Genomic DNA, 16,870 nt, shown 5'->3' with positions numbered 1-16,870 from the left:
TGTCACCCGAACCTGCATCAGACCCCGCGGGGATGGTCCCTCCTGTATGACATCAGTGAGTCGGCGCCTGTTGTGCTCCCCGCGCCTGCGGGGATGGTCCCGCCTTGGCCAGAATGGAGGCGGGTCACGTCTGCGGGAGTGGTGTATTGACGGCCACTCGGTGATCTCGTATTTGAGGCTATGCGGTGAGTTCGGTGGGCAGGGCGGTGTCGTCGGTTTCTGACTCGATCGGGTGGAGGCGGGCCTTGGCCAGCAGGTCGAGTCCCATGTAGCGGCGGGCCTCGGTCCACTCGTCGTTCTGCTCGACCAGGACCGCGCCGACGAGCCGGATCAGGGCGCTGCGGTCGGGGAAGATGCCGACCACGTCGGTGCGACGCCTGATCTCCTTGTTCAGCCGCTCCTGCGGGTTGTTCGACCAGATCTGACGCCAGCTCTCACGCGGGAACGCGGTGAAGGTCAGCAGGTCGTGCTGGGCGGTGTCCAAGTGGGCTGCGGCCTTGGGGAAATTGGCTTCCAGGGCGTCCAGGACGTGCCGCATCTGCGCCTTCACGGCGTCGGTGTCGGGCTGTTCGAAGACGGTCCGCAGCAATGTGGCCACCCACGGCTGGGCCGATTTCGGAACCTGACTGAGCAAATTTCGGGCGTAGTGCGTGCGCCACCGCTGCCAGGAAGCGCCCGGCAGGACCGCGCCGATGGCATCGACGAGGCCGGCGTGGGCGTCGGAAGTCACCGGCTGGACGCCGGACAGGCCGCGGGCGATCAATGAGCGCAGGAAGGCCAGCCAGCCGGCGCCGTCCTCGGCGGTGGCGACGTCGATGCCGAGGATCTCGCGGTGCCCGTCGGCGTTGACGCCGACCGCGATGAGGGCGTGGACGTTGATGATCCGGCCGCCCTCGCGGACCTTCTGGGTCAGGGCATCGAACCAGACGAACGCGTAAGGGCCTTGGTCCAGCGGCCGGTTGCGGAACGCGGCCACCTGCTCATCGAGGTGCTTGGCCATCGCCGAGACTTGCGACTTCGACAGCTTGGTGACGCCGAGGGACTCGGCGACCTTCTCGACCGGCGTGTACTCACGCCGAGCAGGTAGGCGGTGGCGACCACGCTGATGAGGGCCTGTTCGGCCCTGCGGCGTCGTTCGAGGAGCCAGTGCGGGAAGTAACTCCCCGACCTGAGCTTGGGGATGGCCAGTTCAACAGTGCCGGCCCTCATGTCCCACTCGCGTGGGCGATATCCGTTGCGGTGGTTGACGCGCTCGTCGCTGACCTGCCCATATGCGGCATTGCAGAGGGCATCGGCTTCCGCGGACATGAGTGCGTCGGCGAACGTCTTGACCATCGCGCGCAGCAGATCGGGACTCGCCGAAGCGAGGTTGTCCTCCGCGAGGGCGTGCAGGGGCAGACTGTCGGGTGCGGTCATCGTGCTGATCTCCTTCGAGGCTTCGACACTTCGAAGATCAGCCGGTGGCCGTTCATCTACGCGGACACCATCCCGATGCCGGAGCAAACCCCCGGATCAGGTCGAACCCGTACACCACTTCTCTGGACGCAACCCGCGCCCCCGTCAGCGGCCACGAAGGTACTCGCCCGCCTCTGCCGACGTGCCGCTTGGGCCGGTAGATCAGCCGTGAGCGTTCGCCCTGCTTGTAGCAGGCCAAAGCGCCAATGGAGAAACGGCGTTGAGAGCGTCCCCGCAACCGGATGACGGGCGTGTGCCCGCGCCGGGACCAGGTGCGGGCGGTGGGCGGCGTCGTCGAGAAACCTGCTTCGTCTTCGAAACAGAGCCAGGCCCCGAGCGCCGCCACGGCGTTTCCACCTGGGGACGGGTCTCCTTCACCCAGCCGGTGACGGCTTCCTCGTCGCGCTCGATTGCCCTGCGGGCCGGGACCCGGTGGCTGAAGCCGTGCCGGTACAACATCCGCGCGACGGCCTACAGCGTCAAGCTCTTGCGGAACCGGCACCCGATCAGCGTCTTGATCCGCACCAGCGTCCAGGCCTGGTCCGGCCGGCCGTGCGCGACCGGCCCCTTGGCCAGCTCCTGCTCGAGCACGGCGAGCAGTGCCTCACTCAGCCTGGGCCCGGACGCCGGCCCCCTCGACTCCAGAGCCGGTGTTCCGCCGCCCTCCCACGCCTGGTGCCACCGCTGTACCGACCGCACACTGACCCGTAACTGCTTGACGACCGTGGAACTGCCGTGTCCCAAGGCGAACAACTCGGCAGCCCGCATCCGGATGTGCTCGCGAAACGCCCCACGCTCCGCAGTCGACCCACCCCCCCCTGCGGATACCTCATGCCACCGGCCTACTGCCACAACCACGACTTGCCAGCCCCCAGACATCGCGCCAGCAAGGTCAGTAACTGCGGCTCCTGCCGAAGTAGCGGGCCCGTGCCCGGTCCAGCAAGATGGCGACGCCGAGGACGGCTCCCTGGACCACCTGCTGGTCATAGGGGCTGACCTTGAGCGCGAGCAGGCCGTTGGTGATGAACTCCAGCAGGATCGCCCCGGCCGCGATGCCGGCGATACGGCCCTCGCCGCCGGAGAGCGACATGCCGCCGACCACCGCCGCGGCGATCGCGGTCAGTTCCCAGCCTGCTCCTACCGAGGGGTCGGCCACATTCATCCGGCCGATCACCATGATGCCGACCACACCGGCCAGCGCGGCGCTGGCGACGTAGGTCGAGGTGATCCGGCGGGCGGTCGGGATTCCGGCGAGCCGGGCGGCCTCCTTGTTGCCGCCCACCGCGTAGATCTGGCGGCCCACATAAGTGCGCTCCAGCACGAACCACGCGATGACGGCAGCGCCGACGAAGAACAGGGCCGGGACCGGCACTTCGCCGATGTAGTACTGGCTGAGGTTGCTGAACATCGGCGAGAGGTTGTTGATGGGCGAGCCGCTCGTGATCGCGAGCGCCATGCCCTGCGCCACGGTGTAGGTGACCAGGGTGATCACGAAGGGCGGCACGTTCAGGCGGGTGACCATGATCCCGTGCCAGAGACCGACCCCACCGCAGATCACCAGTGTGAACAGGATCGCGAGGGGCGCGGGCATGCCCTCGTTCACGTTCATCCAGGCCGCCAGGATGCCGGCCAGACCGGCCAGCGCACCCACCGAGAGATCGATGCCACCGGTCAGGATGACCAGCGACTCCCCTATCGCCAGGATGCCGACCTGCGACAGGTCGCGGCCCATTACCTGGAGGTTGCCCACCGCGGTGTACGTCTCCGCGTTCGCCGCGATCCCGACGAACACCAGCACGCACGCGATGATGACGCCGGCCTCGGGGGAGGCTGCGAGTTTGCGGGCGAGGCCGGCGACGGCCGAGCGGGAACGTGGCGCGGCCTCATCGGGTGCGAGCGTGCTCTGCGCGCTCATGCTGTGGCTCCGTTCGTCAGCTGTTCCTGATCGGGCTCTCCCGGGCCGGGGTTGTCGGGTTCTCCGTGCTCGGGGTCCTCCGCGTGGAGGGGGGACGTGCCGGCCGCGGCCGTCATGATGCGTTCCTTGGTGGCATCGACCCGGTCGATGACCGTGACCACCCGGCCGTGGTTCATCACCGCGATGCGGTGGCAGATCCACAGCAGTTCCTCCAGTTCGGAGGAGGCCACCAGCAGAGCCATGCCCTGCTCCGCCGCCCGGTCGATCAGCTTGTAGATCTCCGCCTTCGCGCCCACGTCGACCCCGCGGGTCGGCTCGTCGAGCAGCAGCAGGCGAGGTTCGGCGGCGAACGCCCGGCCGAAGATGGCACGTTGTTGGTTACCGCCGGAGAGAGCACCGATCGGCTGCTCCACCGACTGCATCCGCACGTTGACGTTCTCGGTGATCTTCCGTGCCTCGGCGCGCTCCCGGCCCGGGCCGAGCATTCCGCGGGTGCTGATCCGCTTGAGCACCGAGACGACGACGTTCGACCGGATCGACGCGAACAGCACCAGCGACTGCTCTTTGCGGTCCTCCGGGATCAGCGCGATCCCGGCCGCCACTCCGTCACCGGCACCCCGCGGCCGGTAGGACTCGCCGCCCAGCCGCATCCGGCCGCCCGTCGCGGGCTGTGCTCCCGCGATCGTGTGGACCAGGCGGCTGCGGCCCGAGCCCATCAGCCCTGCCACGCCCAGGATCTCGCCCTCGCGAACCTCCAGGTCAACGGGGCCGAGACCGTCGGCGGTCAGGCCTTCGACCTGCAGCAGAACCGGACTTGTCGCGGGCAGCTCCTTCGGCTCGCCCTGTGCGACCTCGCCGCCGACCATCTCCCGGATGAGCCGTTCCTCGCTGGCATCGGCCGGTTCAAGGTCGGCGACCAGTCTGCCGTTGCGCAGGACCAGGACGCGGTCGCTGATCTCCCGCACCTCGTCCAAGCGGTGCCCGATGAACAGCACCGTGCCGCCGCGGTCGGCCAGTTGGCGGGCCAGGCCCAGCACCATCCCGGCCTCGACCGGCCCCAGCGAGGAGGTCGGTTCGTCCAGGATGAGCAGCTTGGGCTCGCGGCCCCATGCCTTGGCGATCTCGATCATCTGCCGGGTCGGCACCGGAAGGGTGCGCACCTCCCGGCCTACCGGGATCGTCTCGGCGGACAAGCCGATCTCGGTGAGCATCGCCTTCGCCTCGGCACGCTGTGCGGCACCGTCGACCAGGACCCGCCGTTTCGACTTCCGCGGGCGGCGGCCCAGCAGCAGGTTCTCCGCCACCGAGAGCTGTCCGACCAGCGGGAACTCCTGGGAGACCATGGCGATACCGAGCTGTCCCGCGGCCTCGGTGGACCCGGCGGCCAGTGGCTCGCCACCGACCAGGATCTCGCCGCCGTCCCGGTGGACGGATCCGGCCAGCGTGCCCATCAGCGTCGACTTCCCGGCGCCGTTCTCGCCCACCACGCCGATCACCTGGCCGGCGTACAGGTCGAGTTCGGGCAGGTCGAGGACGCGCACCGGTCCGTAGGACTTGTGCACCCCCCGCAGCCGCGCCGTGACGGCGCGGCTGGGGGCGTTCTCCGTGGCCGTCATGCTCAGCCGATCCCGAGCTGGGACTCAAGAGACTGGTACGCGCTCAGGTCGGACTTGGTGACCAGGCCCACGCCGGAGCTGAGGGTCGAACCGTCCTTCTCCAGGTAGGGCTTGATGATCGCCATCGTCGCGGCCTTGCCGAGCACCTTCTCCGCGGCCAAGATGTACGCCCCGGTGTAACCCTGCTGGTACGGCATCTGCACGACGGTGCCGGAGATGACACCGGACTTGATGAACTTCAGGGTCTGGGCGTCGGAGTCGTCGGACACGATGTGCACCGAGGCCGTCTTGCCGGCCGAGGTCACCGCCTGCGCCAGCGCGGGACCGTCGTAGGAGTAGACGCCGTAGAGGCCGGTGACGTCCGGGTTGTTGGCGAGGATGGTCTCGGCGTCGGAGGTCGCTGTGCTGGCCTGGAGGTTGTCGTTGACCTTCTGCGCGACGGTGATCTTGGTGCCCTTGAGCGCGTCCTCGAAGCCGGCGATGCGCTGGGTGGCGTTGGACGCGGTGAGCGAGCCGACGAGGATGGCCACCTTGCCCTTGCCGCCGAGGACCTGCTTCATCGCAGTGCCGGCCTGGAAGCCGGCTGTGTAGTTCGGGGTGCCCAGATAGAGCGAGGCGGCGTCGGTGCCGGGCAGCGGCGAGTCGATCGCCAGGACGCCGATGCCTTTCTGGACGTCGGTGTGGATGGTGCCCGCGGCCGAGGTCGGGTCGATCGCCGAGATCGAGTAGCCGGTGACGCCCTGCGAGCGCAGGGTCTCCAGCTCGGAGTTCTGCTCGGTCAACTTGCCGTTGGGCGGGGCGAAGTAGGTGCACTTGCTCTTCGATATGCCGAGGTCGGAGCAGCCCTTGAGGAAACCGACCTGGCCGGCCTTCCAGTAGTCGGCGGCCACGTTCACGACCATCCCGATGTCGACCTTGGACAGGTCCTTGCCGGCCAGCGCCGACTTCAGTGCCGTGTCGAGCTTGGCGAGGTTCGTCTGGTTGAAGGTGACCGAGCCGGCCAGCGCGACCGGCGCCGCGCTGGAGCCCGCCGACTTCGACGCCGCAGAGCCGCCGGCGTTCTTGGAGCAGCCGGCCGCGGTGAGCGAGATGAGCACCACGGCGGCGACAGCGACGGTGCGGGACCTTCTGGTACGAATCATCATTGATCAGTGCCTTTCAAGGCATGCCGGGATGGGGGTATCCACATCCCGTTGCTGTGTGGGCGAATCGAGAACGATCGGGGCACGGCCGCACGAACCCGCTCCGGCTGTTGGGCATGACGGTGCGCCGGAGGGGACGGGGTCGGTCGGGGCGGGGATCACTCAGAGAGACCTGGAGGCGAGCGGTCGACTGCGGTCATGTGGCGGACGACCGTGCGGAGCCCCGCGAAGGCGGCGAGTCGTGAATGTCTGACGGAGCGTCAAGACACGGGGAGCAGGGGGACGGAGGACGGACGGCTGCGCCGTTCCCGCGACCCGATCGGTCCAGGAGGAGCGGTTGTTCGGCATACGGTGCTCGCGGGCGACGGCACCCTCGTCATCGGGGGCCCGTGGCCGGACGGTCGGCGGTCACGCTGACGGGACTGGGTCCAAGTCGTTTCCTCTTCTCTGTGCAGGCCGTGGTGCGGCCGAGCGGCCGGTCAGCGCCGGGGGCGGGTCGCCGACGTACGCACCACAAGACTGGGCGGGATGACGATGTGAGGTCTCTCGTCGACCACCGGAAGACCCGTGCCGGGGCCACCGACGATCTCGATCAGCGCACGCAGAGCCCGGCGGCCGAGTTCGTCGAAGTCCTGGCGGACGCTGGTCAGTGACGGGCCGAAGTACTCGGTCTCCGGCATGTCGTCGAAACCGACGACACTGATGTCCTCGGGCACCCGACGCCCGGCCTGCTGCACGGCCCGCAGCAGGCCGAGAGCCAAGTGGTCGTTGGCGCAGAACACCGCGGTGACCTCAGGATCGGCGGCGATCCGCTGACCGAGTTCGAATCCGGTCCGGGCCGTCCAGTCGGCGCCACCCAACGGTTCGGCCACCGGAGCACCCCGCTTCCCCAGGGCGTTTCGCCATCCGGTCTCACGCTCCTGCGCGTCGAGCCAGGACCGCGGCCCGACCAGGTGGTGCACCGTGCGATGGCCGAGGTCGAGCAGATAGGAGGTGGCGAGTTCGGCGCCCGCCTCGTTGTCCACGGCTACCGAGGCCAGTTTGGCGTGGGTGCCGCAGCCGACCGCGATCAGCGGTACGTCCGACGGCACGCTCGCCAGTGCCCCGACGGCCGCGGTCTGCGGCGCGATGACGATGATCCCCTCGACACCCTGATCGCGGAGCCGGTCGACGGCGTCCAGTACGGACCGCCGGTCCAGCGTGCCGACCGCGGCCACGGTGACGAAGTACTCGTGCTGCCTGGCCGCCTGCTCGATGCCGTAGAGCATGCAGGCCGGCCCGTACAACGTGGTGTTGAAGCTGATCACACCCAGGGTGCGGGTGCGGCGGGAGGCCAGGTTGCGGGCGGCGGCGTTGGGACGGTAGCCGAGTTCGCGGACCGCGGCGAGCACCCGGTCGCGGGTGGCGGACCGTACGCTCGGGTGATCGTTGAGGACTCGCGAGACGGTCTGGTGCGAGACGCCCGCAACCCTGGCCACGTCCGCCATCACCGGTGCGCGCTCCCCCTCCATGCTCCGCCTCCTCACCTGTTGTCGTGTTCCGATCGCTTGCTTCCCCGGCTTCAACCAGCCCGCCGTGGAGAATTGTTAGCGCACACATTCTGAGAGGGTCAAGGGTGACGACCGTCCGCTTTCGGAGGTTTCGGACAGCGTTGTCAGGCCTCCTTGAACCACCTTGACCTGCAAGGTCATCGCCGGGCGAAGCCTCGTTCCATCGTGGCGGCGGACCGTACCCCACGAAATCCAGGGCATTCGTTTCCACACTCTTGACTGTCCGTCAGTGTTGACCGCCCCTTCATCCCCGCGTAAAAAAGGCGGAGTCGCAAGGCGGTCGATCACCGTCGACCACGCAAGGTCCACACCTTCACATCACCCCGGTCACAGGCCATTTCAGCCTTCCTGGCATACAGCCATCACGCTCGGCAGCCGCGCCCGAACAGAGAAGGACTCGGTCGGCAGCACCGCCGTTCCCATAGAACTCCGCATGCGTGACGGCATCCGGGGGCCTTGATTGTTAGCGCTCACATTTTCCCGTCCAGCGGATTGACGAGGCTCTGTCCGGCCTCGACGCCACGTCTCGGCGGCAGCTCCCGGCGCGCGGATCACGGCGCGCCGGGCGTCCCCCTGCTCCCCGCGCATGCAGCGCCGGGCCCGAGAAGGACGCGACACGGAAGAGGTACACAGTGACAGCAAGGCATCTGAGAGACCGCAGGCTGAGGGCGGTCGGCGCGATCCTCGCACTGGTCGCCGGCATCCTGGTCGGGGCCATCGGCACCGCGGGCACGGCCCAGGCGGCCTCGTCCCTGCCGTGTGACATCTACGCCTCCGCCGGCACCCCCTGTGCGGCGGGGCACAGCACCACGCGAGCCCTCTACGCCTCCTACAGCGGCGCTCTCTACCAGGTCAAGCGCGCCTCGGACTCCACCACCGCCGACATCGGCGTCCTGAGCACCGGCGGCTACGCCAACGCCGCGGCACAGGACTCCTTCTGCTCCGGCACGACCTGCGTCATCACCAAGATCTACGACCAGAGTGCGAACCACAACGACCTGACCATCGAGGGCCCGGGCGGCAACGGCGGCCAGGACGTCGGCGCGATCGCCAACGCCCTGCCAGTCACCGTCGACGGCCACGCGGCGTACGGCGTCTTCGTCTCCGCGGGTGTCGGCTACCGCGACAACAGCACCACGGGCATCGCCACCGGCAGCTCCCCCGAGGGCGCGTACATGGTGACGAGCGGCCACCACGTCAACAACCGGTGCTGCTTCGACTACGGCAACGCCGAGACGTCCGGCGACGACACCGGCAACGGCCACATGGACGCGATCAACTTCGGTACGGAGTGCTGGTTCTCGTGCACCGGCTCCGGCCCGTGGGTCGAGGCCGACCTGGAGAACGGACTGTTCTTCGGGGCGAACGGCGCCTACTCGGGCAACACCGGCATCTCCAGCGAGTACGTCACCGCCATGGAGAAGAACAACGGCACATCGGCCTACGCGATCAAGGGCGGCAACGCGCAGTCGGGTTCGCTGAGCACCTTCTACAACGGGGCCCTGCCCACCACCAGCGGATACAACCCGATGCAGAAGGAAGGTGCCATCGTCCTCGGCACCGGCGGTGACAACAGCAACGGGTCCGACGGCTCCTTCTTCGAAGGCGTCATGACCTCCGGTTACCCGACCGACGCCACCGACAACGCCGTACAGGCCAACGTCATCTCCGTCGCCTACACCACCCCGACCGCGAGCTTCCCCGTCACCGGCACCGCCTACCGCCTGACCAACACCAACTCCGGCAAGGTCCTGGACGCGGTGAACTGCGGTACGGCCAACGGCACTTCGGTCGGCCTCTGGTCCTCGCTCGGCAACACCTGCCAGCAGTGGAAGTTCGCCAGTGCGGGCAACGGCCACTACACGATCACCAACGTCAACAGCGGCACGGTCCTGGACGACAAGAACTGCGGGCAGAGCAACGGCACGGCCGTCCAGCTGTGGGCCTCACTCGGCAACACCTGCCAGCAGTGGGACGTCACCAAGGTCGGCAGCCACTACACCATCTCCAACGTCAACACCGGCATGACGCTGGACGTCACGAACTGCGGAACGGCCAACGGCACCGTGGTGCGCCAGTGGCAGCAGCTCGACAACACCTGCCAGCAGTGGGACATCGCCTCCTGACCGGAGAACCGATCCGCCGCTGGTCCGCCGGCCTCCCCGACGGCGGACCATCGGCCCGTCCCCCAACAGGATCGGCGGGCGGACCTCCACACGGTCCGAGCCGTCCGCACCCCAGCCGGCCCGGAGCACACCGATCCACGCCCAGGCCTGACGCACCTTCAGCCGTCGTCCTGCCCACCCGCCCCGCGGAGTGCCCGTCCTGGCCGTCGGTCCCAGGACGAGCACTCACCATCCGCCCGCACTCGCTCGGAACCCACCAGGAAAAGCACCCGCTACTCCTCCCCCGAACAGCACTTTGCCCCCGCCCCGTACGCAGTCGTCCGAGCGAACCGTCGTGTAAAGGAACTCCCGCATGCCTCCCGAAACCGGACTGCCCCGCAGGACCGTCCTCACCGCCCTCGGCGCCGCGTCCCTGGCCGGAACCTTCGCCGCCACCTCACCGGCACAGGCCGCCGGACGGTCCGGCACCTCGGCGGACGCCACCGCCTCGGACCTGCCCGCCGCAGCCGCCCACTGGACCTTCGACGAGGGCTCCGGATCCTCCGCCGCCGACTCGTCCGGCAACGCTCACACCGCAGCCCTCCAGGGCACGGCCGCCTGGGACACCGGCAAGATCGGCGCCCACAGCCTGAGCCTCACCGCGGGCGGCAACGCCTCGGCCACCGGGCCCGCCCTCGACACCTCCAACGCCTTCTCCGTGGCCGCCTGGGTGAACCTCGGTCAGCTAGGTGGCTACCAGACCGCAGTCAGTATCGACGGCCAGGTCGTCAGCGCCTTCTACCTCGGGCTGCGCGACGACACCGGCACCTTCGCCTTCGCCCGGCTAGCCTCGGACGCCACACAGGGTGCCGCCGTCGCGGCAGCCGCCTCCGCGCCCACCACCGGCGCATGGACCCATCTGGTCGGAGTCAGCGACCCGTCGGCCGGTGTCACCCGCCTCTACGTCAACGGCGTCCTGGAGGGCGAGACCGACTACGACGCCGGCTGGGCCGGCACCGGCGACACCGCCATCGGGCGCGCGCTCTACGGCGGCGGCCACGTCGACCAGTGGCACGGCCTGATCGACGACGTGTGGATGTTCCCGACCGCCCTCACCTCCGACCAGGTCGCGACGCTGGCCCGGGTGCCGGTGGAGTCCACGACACCGCTGCTGAGCGTGGACGTCGCCAGCCCGGCGCACGCGGTGTCCCCCATCCTTCCCGGCCTGATGTTCGAGGACATCAACCACTCCGGCGAGGGCGGCATCTACGCCGAACTGGTGCAGAACCGCACGATGATGGCCAGCGACACCTCAGCCGTCCACTGGTCAGCCGTCGACGGAGCGATCCTCGCACTCGACACCACCACGCCCCTCAACGACGCCCTCAACCGCTCCCTCAAGGTCGTACTGCCGAGCGGTACCGGGACCGGCAACCGGACCGGAGTGGCCAACGACGGGTTCTGGGGCATCCCCGTACGCCCCCGAACCACGTACACCGCGCGGCTGTTCGCCAAGGCGTCGCACCGGATCGGACCCCTCACGGTGGCCGTCGAGTCGGCCGACGGCTCGACGGTGTACGCCTCCGCACGACTGCACCACGTCGGCACCGACTTCCCCGACCGCCCCTTCGAACTCACCCTGCGCACCGGCCCGCGCACTCCAGTAGTCGGCGACGCGAGGCTGACCGTGACCACCGACGACCCGTCCGCCGCGGGCAAGACCCTCTGGCTCCAGTACGTCTCCCTCTTCCCGCCCACCTACAACAACCGCCCCAACGGCCTGCGCATCGACCTGATGGAGAAACTGGTCGCCCTGAAACCGAAGTTCCTGCGATTCCCCGGCGGCAACTTCCTCGAGGGCAACACCATCGCAACACGCTTCAACTGGAAGAACACCATCGGTCCGGCCTGGGAACGCCCCGGCCACATGGACGACGCCTGGGGCTACTGGTCCACGGACGGGCTCGGACTCCTCGAATACCTGCACTGGGTCGAGGACATGCACGCCCAGCCGCTCCTCGCCGTCTTCGCGGGCTTCGCGCTGAGGGGCGAGCACGTCACCGGCGACGCCCTCACGCCGTACGTCCAGGACGCCCTCGACGAGATCGAGTACATCACCGGTCCCGTCACCAGCACCTGGGGCGCGAAGCGCGCGGCCGACGGCCACCCGAAGCCGTTCCCGCTGGAGTTCGTGGAGATCGGCAACGAGGACTGGCTGGACTCGTCCGGGTCCTACGACGCCCGGTTCACGGCCTTCTACGACGCGATCAAGGCGAAGTACCCGCACCTGAAGCTGATCGCCACGACGACCGTCACGAGCCGCACGCCTGACCTGATCGACGAGCACTACTACCTCGCGCCGTCCGCCGCCCAGGCCGCCACCCACAAGTACGACAACAGAGACCGCGCCTCGACCAAGGTCTTCGTCGGGGAGTGGGCCGCGCAGGAAGGCCGCCCCACACCCGATCTCAACGCCGCGCTGGGCGACGCCGCATGGCTGGCCGGGCTGATCCGCAACTCCGACCAGGTCCTCATGGAGTGCTACGCCCCGCTCTTCTCCCACGTCAAGAACAACGCCTGGGCGACCAACCTGATCGCCTACGACAACCTCACCAGCTACGTGTCACCCAGCTACTGGGCGCAGCAGATGCTGACGAGCAGGCTGGGCAGAACGGTACTCCCGGCCACCACACGTGCGTTGCCCGTCATCGCCACGGTCGCCACCCGCGCGGGGAACCGTCTCTACCTGGCGGTCGTCAACTCCGGAACGGAGAAGGTGAACGTACCGGTCGAACTCAAGGGCCTGCCGAAGGGCGTGCGGAAGAACGCCACCGCCACCGTCCTGACCGGACCCTCGCGCACCGCCACCAACACACTGACCGAACCCACCACGCTGGTCCCCAGGACCAGCACCGTCACCGGCGCGGCAGCAGCCTTCACCAGCACCCTGCCGCCGCTCTCCGTCACGGTCCTGGAACTCGTTCTGACCTGACATCCGTCCACCCCGCGGCTCGCCCTGCCCGACTGCCCGTCCTGGGCAGGCAGGGCGAGCCGGGCCCCAAGACCGATTCGGGGCCCGGACGGCAAACCAGCTGACCTGCCCCACGGTTTGGGCTCCAGCTGTGGTGGCTGACCGGCGGCGGGGATGGTGTCCTGTTCGGAGAGGGCTCCCTCCGCGAGTTGGACTGGTCCCGCCGTGCGACCGACTCGGTCGCCGTCCGGTCCCCGAAGGGGGGCGAGCCGACGGGCCCGACTCCTGCAGAGCGAGGACGTACAGGTCAAAGATCCACCTGACCACGGGGCGGACCGGCCTGCTCCTGTCCATCGGCATCGGCGGCGGGATCTTCGCCCCCTTCCACGTCTCCCAGCTGCGCGTGTCCGCCCACGTCTACAACACCCCTGCCGACAACGAGTACTTCAACGAGCAATGCGTCCCCGTACTGAGTGTCTGGGCCCGGGAGTCCTGCCGCTGAGACGGCAGTTCGGGAGTTCCGCCGCGGAAAGATCAGCCAAGGCGTTCCGGACGCTTGACTCGGCGGGCATGCGGCCCGATCCTCGTCCCAAGTATTGCGCGGGTCATGACAACCTCAACGGTCGGTCAACCGCGTCTTCCCGCCGACCGAGGGATGTGGGCCTTGACGCCGCTTCGACGCTCGTACCGCAGACGCAGACACGCCACCATGCTGTCGCTGATGCTCTTGGTGCTGGCCATGACCCTCGGGCCCACCCCGAGTTCGGCGGCCGGCAACGACTGGTGGATCCCGACCGCCCGCCCCGCCCCGGACGTTCAGATCAACGTCTCCGGCGAGCCCTTCACCGGCACCAACTCGGCAGGAGAGGTAAAGGGGTTCGTCGACGCGCACAACCACCTCTTCGGCAACGAGGCCTTCGGCGGCCGGCTGATCTGCGGCAAGGTCTTTTCCGAGGCCGGTGTCGCCGACGCCCTGAAGGACTGCCCCGAGCACTACCCCGACGGCACCCTCGCGATCTTCGACTACATCACCCACGGGGGCGACGGCACGCACGACCCGGTCGGCTGGCCGACCTTCAAGGACTGGCCCGCGTACGACTCGATGACCCACCAGGCGGACTACTACGCCTGGGTGGAGCGGGCCTGGCGCGGCGGACAGCGCGTGCTCGTCAACGACCTCGTCACCAACGGCATGATCTGCTCCATCTACCCCTTCAAGGACCGCAGTTGTGACGAGATGACCTCGATCCGGCTGCAGGCGAAGATGACCTACGCGCTCCAGGCGTACATCGACAAGATGTACGGCGGCACCGGCAAGGGCTGGTTCCGGATCGTCACCGACAGCGCGCAGGCGCGGCAGGTCATCGAGGAGGGCAAACTCGCCGTAGTCCTCGGAGTCGAGACCTCCGAACCCTTCGGCTGCAAGCAGATCCTCGACATCCCGCAGTGCAGCCAGCAGGACATCGACAAGGGACTCGACGAGCTCTACGCCCTCGGCGTCCGCTCCATGTTCCTCTGCCACAAGTTCGACAACGCGCTGTGCGGCGTCCGCTTCGACTCCGGCGGCCTCGGAACGGCCATCAACGTCGGCCAGTTCCTGTCCACCGGCACCTTCTGGCAGACCGAGAAGTGCACCGGGCCGCAGCACGACAACCCCATCGGGAGCGCCACGTCCGAGGCGGAGTCGGACCTGCCGGCCGGCGTGGACGTCCCCTCGTACGACTCGAACGCGCAGTGCAACAAGCGCGGCCTCACCGAACTCGGCGAGTACGCCGTGCGCGGCATGATGAAACGCAAGATGATGCTGGAGATCGACCACATGGGTGTCAAGGCCGTCGGCCAGGCGCTGGACATCCTGGAGTCGGCGTCCTACCCCGGCGTGATCTCCTCGCACAGCTGGATGGACCTGAACTGGACCGAACGGGTCTACGCCCTCGGCGGCTTCGTCGCCCAGTACATGCACGGCTCCGAGGGCTTCGTCGCGGAAGCCGCCCGGACCAAGGCACTGCGCGACAAGTACGGCGTGGGCTACGGCTACGGCACCGACTTCAACGGCATCGGCGACCATCCCGCCCCGCGGGGCGCGGACGCCGCGAACAAGGTGACGTACCCCTTCAAGAGCGTCGACGGCGGCTCCGTCATCGACAGGCAGACCTCCGGCGAGCGCACCTTCGACATCAACACCGACGGCGCGGCCCACGCCGGAATGATCCCCGACTGGATCGAGGACATCCGGCAGGTCGGCGGCCAGGACGTGGTGAACGACCTGTTCCGGGGCGCCGAGTCCTACCTGGACACCTGGCGGGCCACCGAACAGCACCAGGCCTCGGTGAACCTTGCCAAGGGGCAGCCGTCGACGGCCAGTTCGTCCGAGTCGAACCCGTTCACCAGCTACCAGCCGGGCCGAGCCGCCGACGGCGACGACGCCACCCGCTGGGCCAGCGACTGGAGCGACGACCAGTGGTGGCAGGTGGACCTGGGTTCCACCCACCTGGTCTCCCGGGTGACCTTGGACTGGGAGCGCGCGTACGGGAAGTCGTATCGCATCGAGCTCTCCACCGACGGCACGAACTGGCAGACCGCCTGGTCCACCACGAGCGGCGACGGCGGCCTGGACACGGCCCGGTTCACCGGGACTCCGGCCCGCTACGTCCGGGTCCACGGCCTCGATCGCGGAACAGACTGGGGGTACTCGCTGTACGAGGTCGGGGTCCACAGCGCCTGAGCCGGGGCCGACGGACGGCACGCACGCCGTCCCCCACGCGCGACCGCCCCGACGAGCTCCGTCTCCGCACGGGCGGTCCGTGACGGCCCTCTCCTGGCACGCCTTGCGGAGCGGTCGCGCCGCACCCCGAGCCGGTCCGGCGGACCGCGGCGAAGATGGCCGTCGCACCCCTGCGACGCGGGCTGCCCCTGGACCAGCCCCGTGAGCGCCCGCCATCCCCGCGCGAGGCCGCACGCTGGATCACCACCCACCCGGACCGCCGCAGCCTTCACTGCGGACCCGCCCCCACCGCGATAGCCCGCCCTGCCCCGCCGGCGCCCGAAGGACCCGTCAAAGGGGTCCCGCTCCCTGACGTGCCCGAGTTCGGGTTTCCGAGCGATGCAGGCGCGCAGCCCGCAGTCATCAGGCAGACGAACAGCACGGACGATCTGGCACGGCGGGTGCGACGCAGGAAGCGCACTCCGCATATCGCCACTGCCCGTGAACCACTCGTTTGCGGGCAGGGACATGACGTTTCAGCACCGCATGGCCTCGACTACCGACCGCTCCGTACCTGGCCTACGGCGCCCTCTGGCTCTGCCGATGTCGGTGCGGAGCGGAGCGGGGCGGTTCTGACGGTGACCGCGTTTCAGCCAGTGGGCATGGCCGGCTCGCGGTCCCTACCCAACTCCAGCCCGTTGAGCAGGCGTTCACGGGCCGAGGTGGGCGACGTACCGCCACACCGGTTTCACCACCTCCGGTCCCCCTGAGACCGGGCTGAGACCGCGCTGAATGGAGGGTCGGTCACGCTCTGCGGCATGAAGACGACGGCCCCGCCAGGGGCAGCGGCCCGGAAGGGGATCACCATGAACGGCCTGCGACTTGTCCGTCTGCACGCGGCGGCCTTCGGGCGCTTCGCCGGGCTGGGCAGCGCGGTCACTCTGGCGGCCTCGGCGGCCCTGGTCCTGCTTTCGCAGGGGATCCCGTGGATGGCGGCGAACGCGCTGACTACCGTCACCTCCACCGTGGTCGCCACCGAGTTGCACGCCCGCGTCTCGTTCGGCCACGGACGGCCCGGCCTTGCCGGGCACCTGAAGAGCGCGGCCACCATCGCCGCCGGCTGGCTGGTCACGTCCGCCGCGGTCGGCGCGCTGACCGTGCTCCGCCCCGGCGCCGGACTCGTCCTGCAGCAGACGGTGTACCTGTCGGCCACCGCACTCGTCGGAATCGGCCGCTACCTCGTACTGCGTCTGACGGTGTTCGCCGAGGGCGCCCCGCAGCGCCGGACCGGCGGCGAAATCCCGTCGCGTGCCGCCTACAACGCGGCGGCGTAGGCGGGCGAATTCCAGTGAGCGTCGCAACACGTGATCATTCCAGTGTTGCGACAAGCTTGCTGAAGAGCTCGGCGGGTG

Annotated in this window: 8 protein-coding genes and 2 pseudogenes; 4 read left to right on the top strand and 6 right to left on the bottom strand. The window is 68.9% G+C overall.

Annotated elements, in window-relative coordinates; translation table 11 throughout:
* Window positions 1-178: 178 nt before the first annotated feature.
* The 6 genes and pseudogenes from OG223_RS52710 to OG223_RS52675 all read right to left on the bottom strand — a co-directional run bounded on the left by OG223_RS52710 (window position 179) and on the right by OG223_RS52675 (window position 7,639).
* A pseudogene (locus OG223_RS52710) lies at window positions 179-1,416 on the bottom strand (IS256 family transposase).
* A 163-nt stretch (window positions 1,417-1,579) separates the two neighbouring features.
* Window positions 1,580-2,288: pseudogene (locus OG223_RS54110) on the bottom strand (winged helix-turn-helix domain-containing protein); the annotation flags it as partial.
* Window positions 2,289-2,347: 59 nt separating this feature from the next.
* Complete coding sequence (locus OG223_RS52690) at window positions 2,348-3,370, bottom strand: ABC transporter permease (RefSeq protein WP_329265036.1); 1,023 nt, start codon at window positions 3,368-3,370, stop codon at window positions 2,348-2,350.
* A complete protein-coding gene (locus OG223_RS52685; protein ID WP_329265035.1) occupies window positions 3,367-4,986 on the bottom strand; it encodes a sugar ABC transporter ATP-binding protein in 1,620 nt (539 codons plus the stop codon). The genes OG223_RS52690 and OG223_RS52685 overlap by 4 nt, the downstream gene beginning before the upstream one ends.
* A 2-nt stretch (window positions 4,987-4,988) precedes the next feature.
* Window positions 4,989-6,131, bottom strand: a complete 1,143-nt coding sequence (locus OG223_RS52680) for a substrate-binding domain-containing protein (RefSeq protein ID WP_329265033.1) — start codon at window positions 6,129-6,131, stop codon at window positions 4,989-4,991.
* A 476-nt stretch (window positions 6,132-6,607) separates the two neighbouring features.
* A complete protein-coding gene (locus tag OG223_RS52675; protein WP_329265031.1) occupies window positions 6,608-7,639 on the bottom strand; it encodes a LacI family DNA-binding transcriptional regulator in 1,032 nt (343 codons plus the stop codon).
* Window positions 7,640-8,310: 671 nt separating this feature from the next.
* Here OG223_RS52675 and OG223_RS52670 point away from each other — a divergent pair.
* The 4 genes from OG223_RS52670 to OG223_RS52650 all read left to right on the top strand — a co-directional run bounded on the left by OG223_RS52670 (window position 8,311) and on the right by OG223_RS52650 (window position 16,792).
* On the top strand, window positions 8,311-9,804 hold the full coding sequence (locus OG223_RS52670) for an arabinofuranosidase catalytic domain-containing protein (RefSeq protein ID WP_329265028.1): 1,494 nt from the start codon (window positions 8,311-8,313) through the stop codon (window positions 9,802-9,804).
* A 352-nt stretch (window positions 9,805-10,156) separates the two neighbouring features.
* On the top strand, window positions 10,157-12,775 hold the full coding sequence (locus OG223_RS52665) for a LamG-like jellyroll fold domain-containing protein (protein WP_329265027.1): 2,619 nt from the start codon (window positions 10,157-10,159) through the stop codon (window positions 12,773-12,775).
* Between the two features lie 688 nt (window positions 12,776-13,463).
* On the top strand, window positions 13,464-15,479 hold the full coding sequence (locus OG223_RS52655; protein WP_329265915.1) for a galactose-binding domain-containing protein: 2,016 nt from the start codon (window positions 13,464-13,466) through the stop codon (window positions 15,477-15,479).
* Window positions 15,480-16,324: 845 nt separating this feature from the next.
* A complete protein-coding gene (locus OG223_RS52650) occupies window positions 16,325-16,792 on the top strand; it encodes a hypothetical protein (protein ID WP_443073885.1) in 468 nt (155 codons plus the stop codon).
* The last annotated feature ends 78 nt before the right edge of the window (window positions 16,793-16,870 follow it).

The organism is Streptomyces sp. NBC_01478, from assembly GCF_036227225.1.
Taxonomy (GTDB): domain Bacteria; phylum Actinomycetota; class Actinomycetes; order Streptomycetales; family Streptomycetaceae; genus Streptomyces.
The sequence above is the reverse complement of the archived record's forward strand: the minus strand, read 5'-3'. Positions and strand labels throughout refer to the sequence as shown.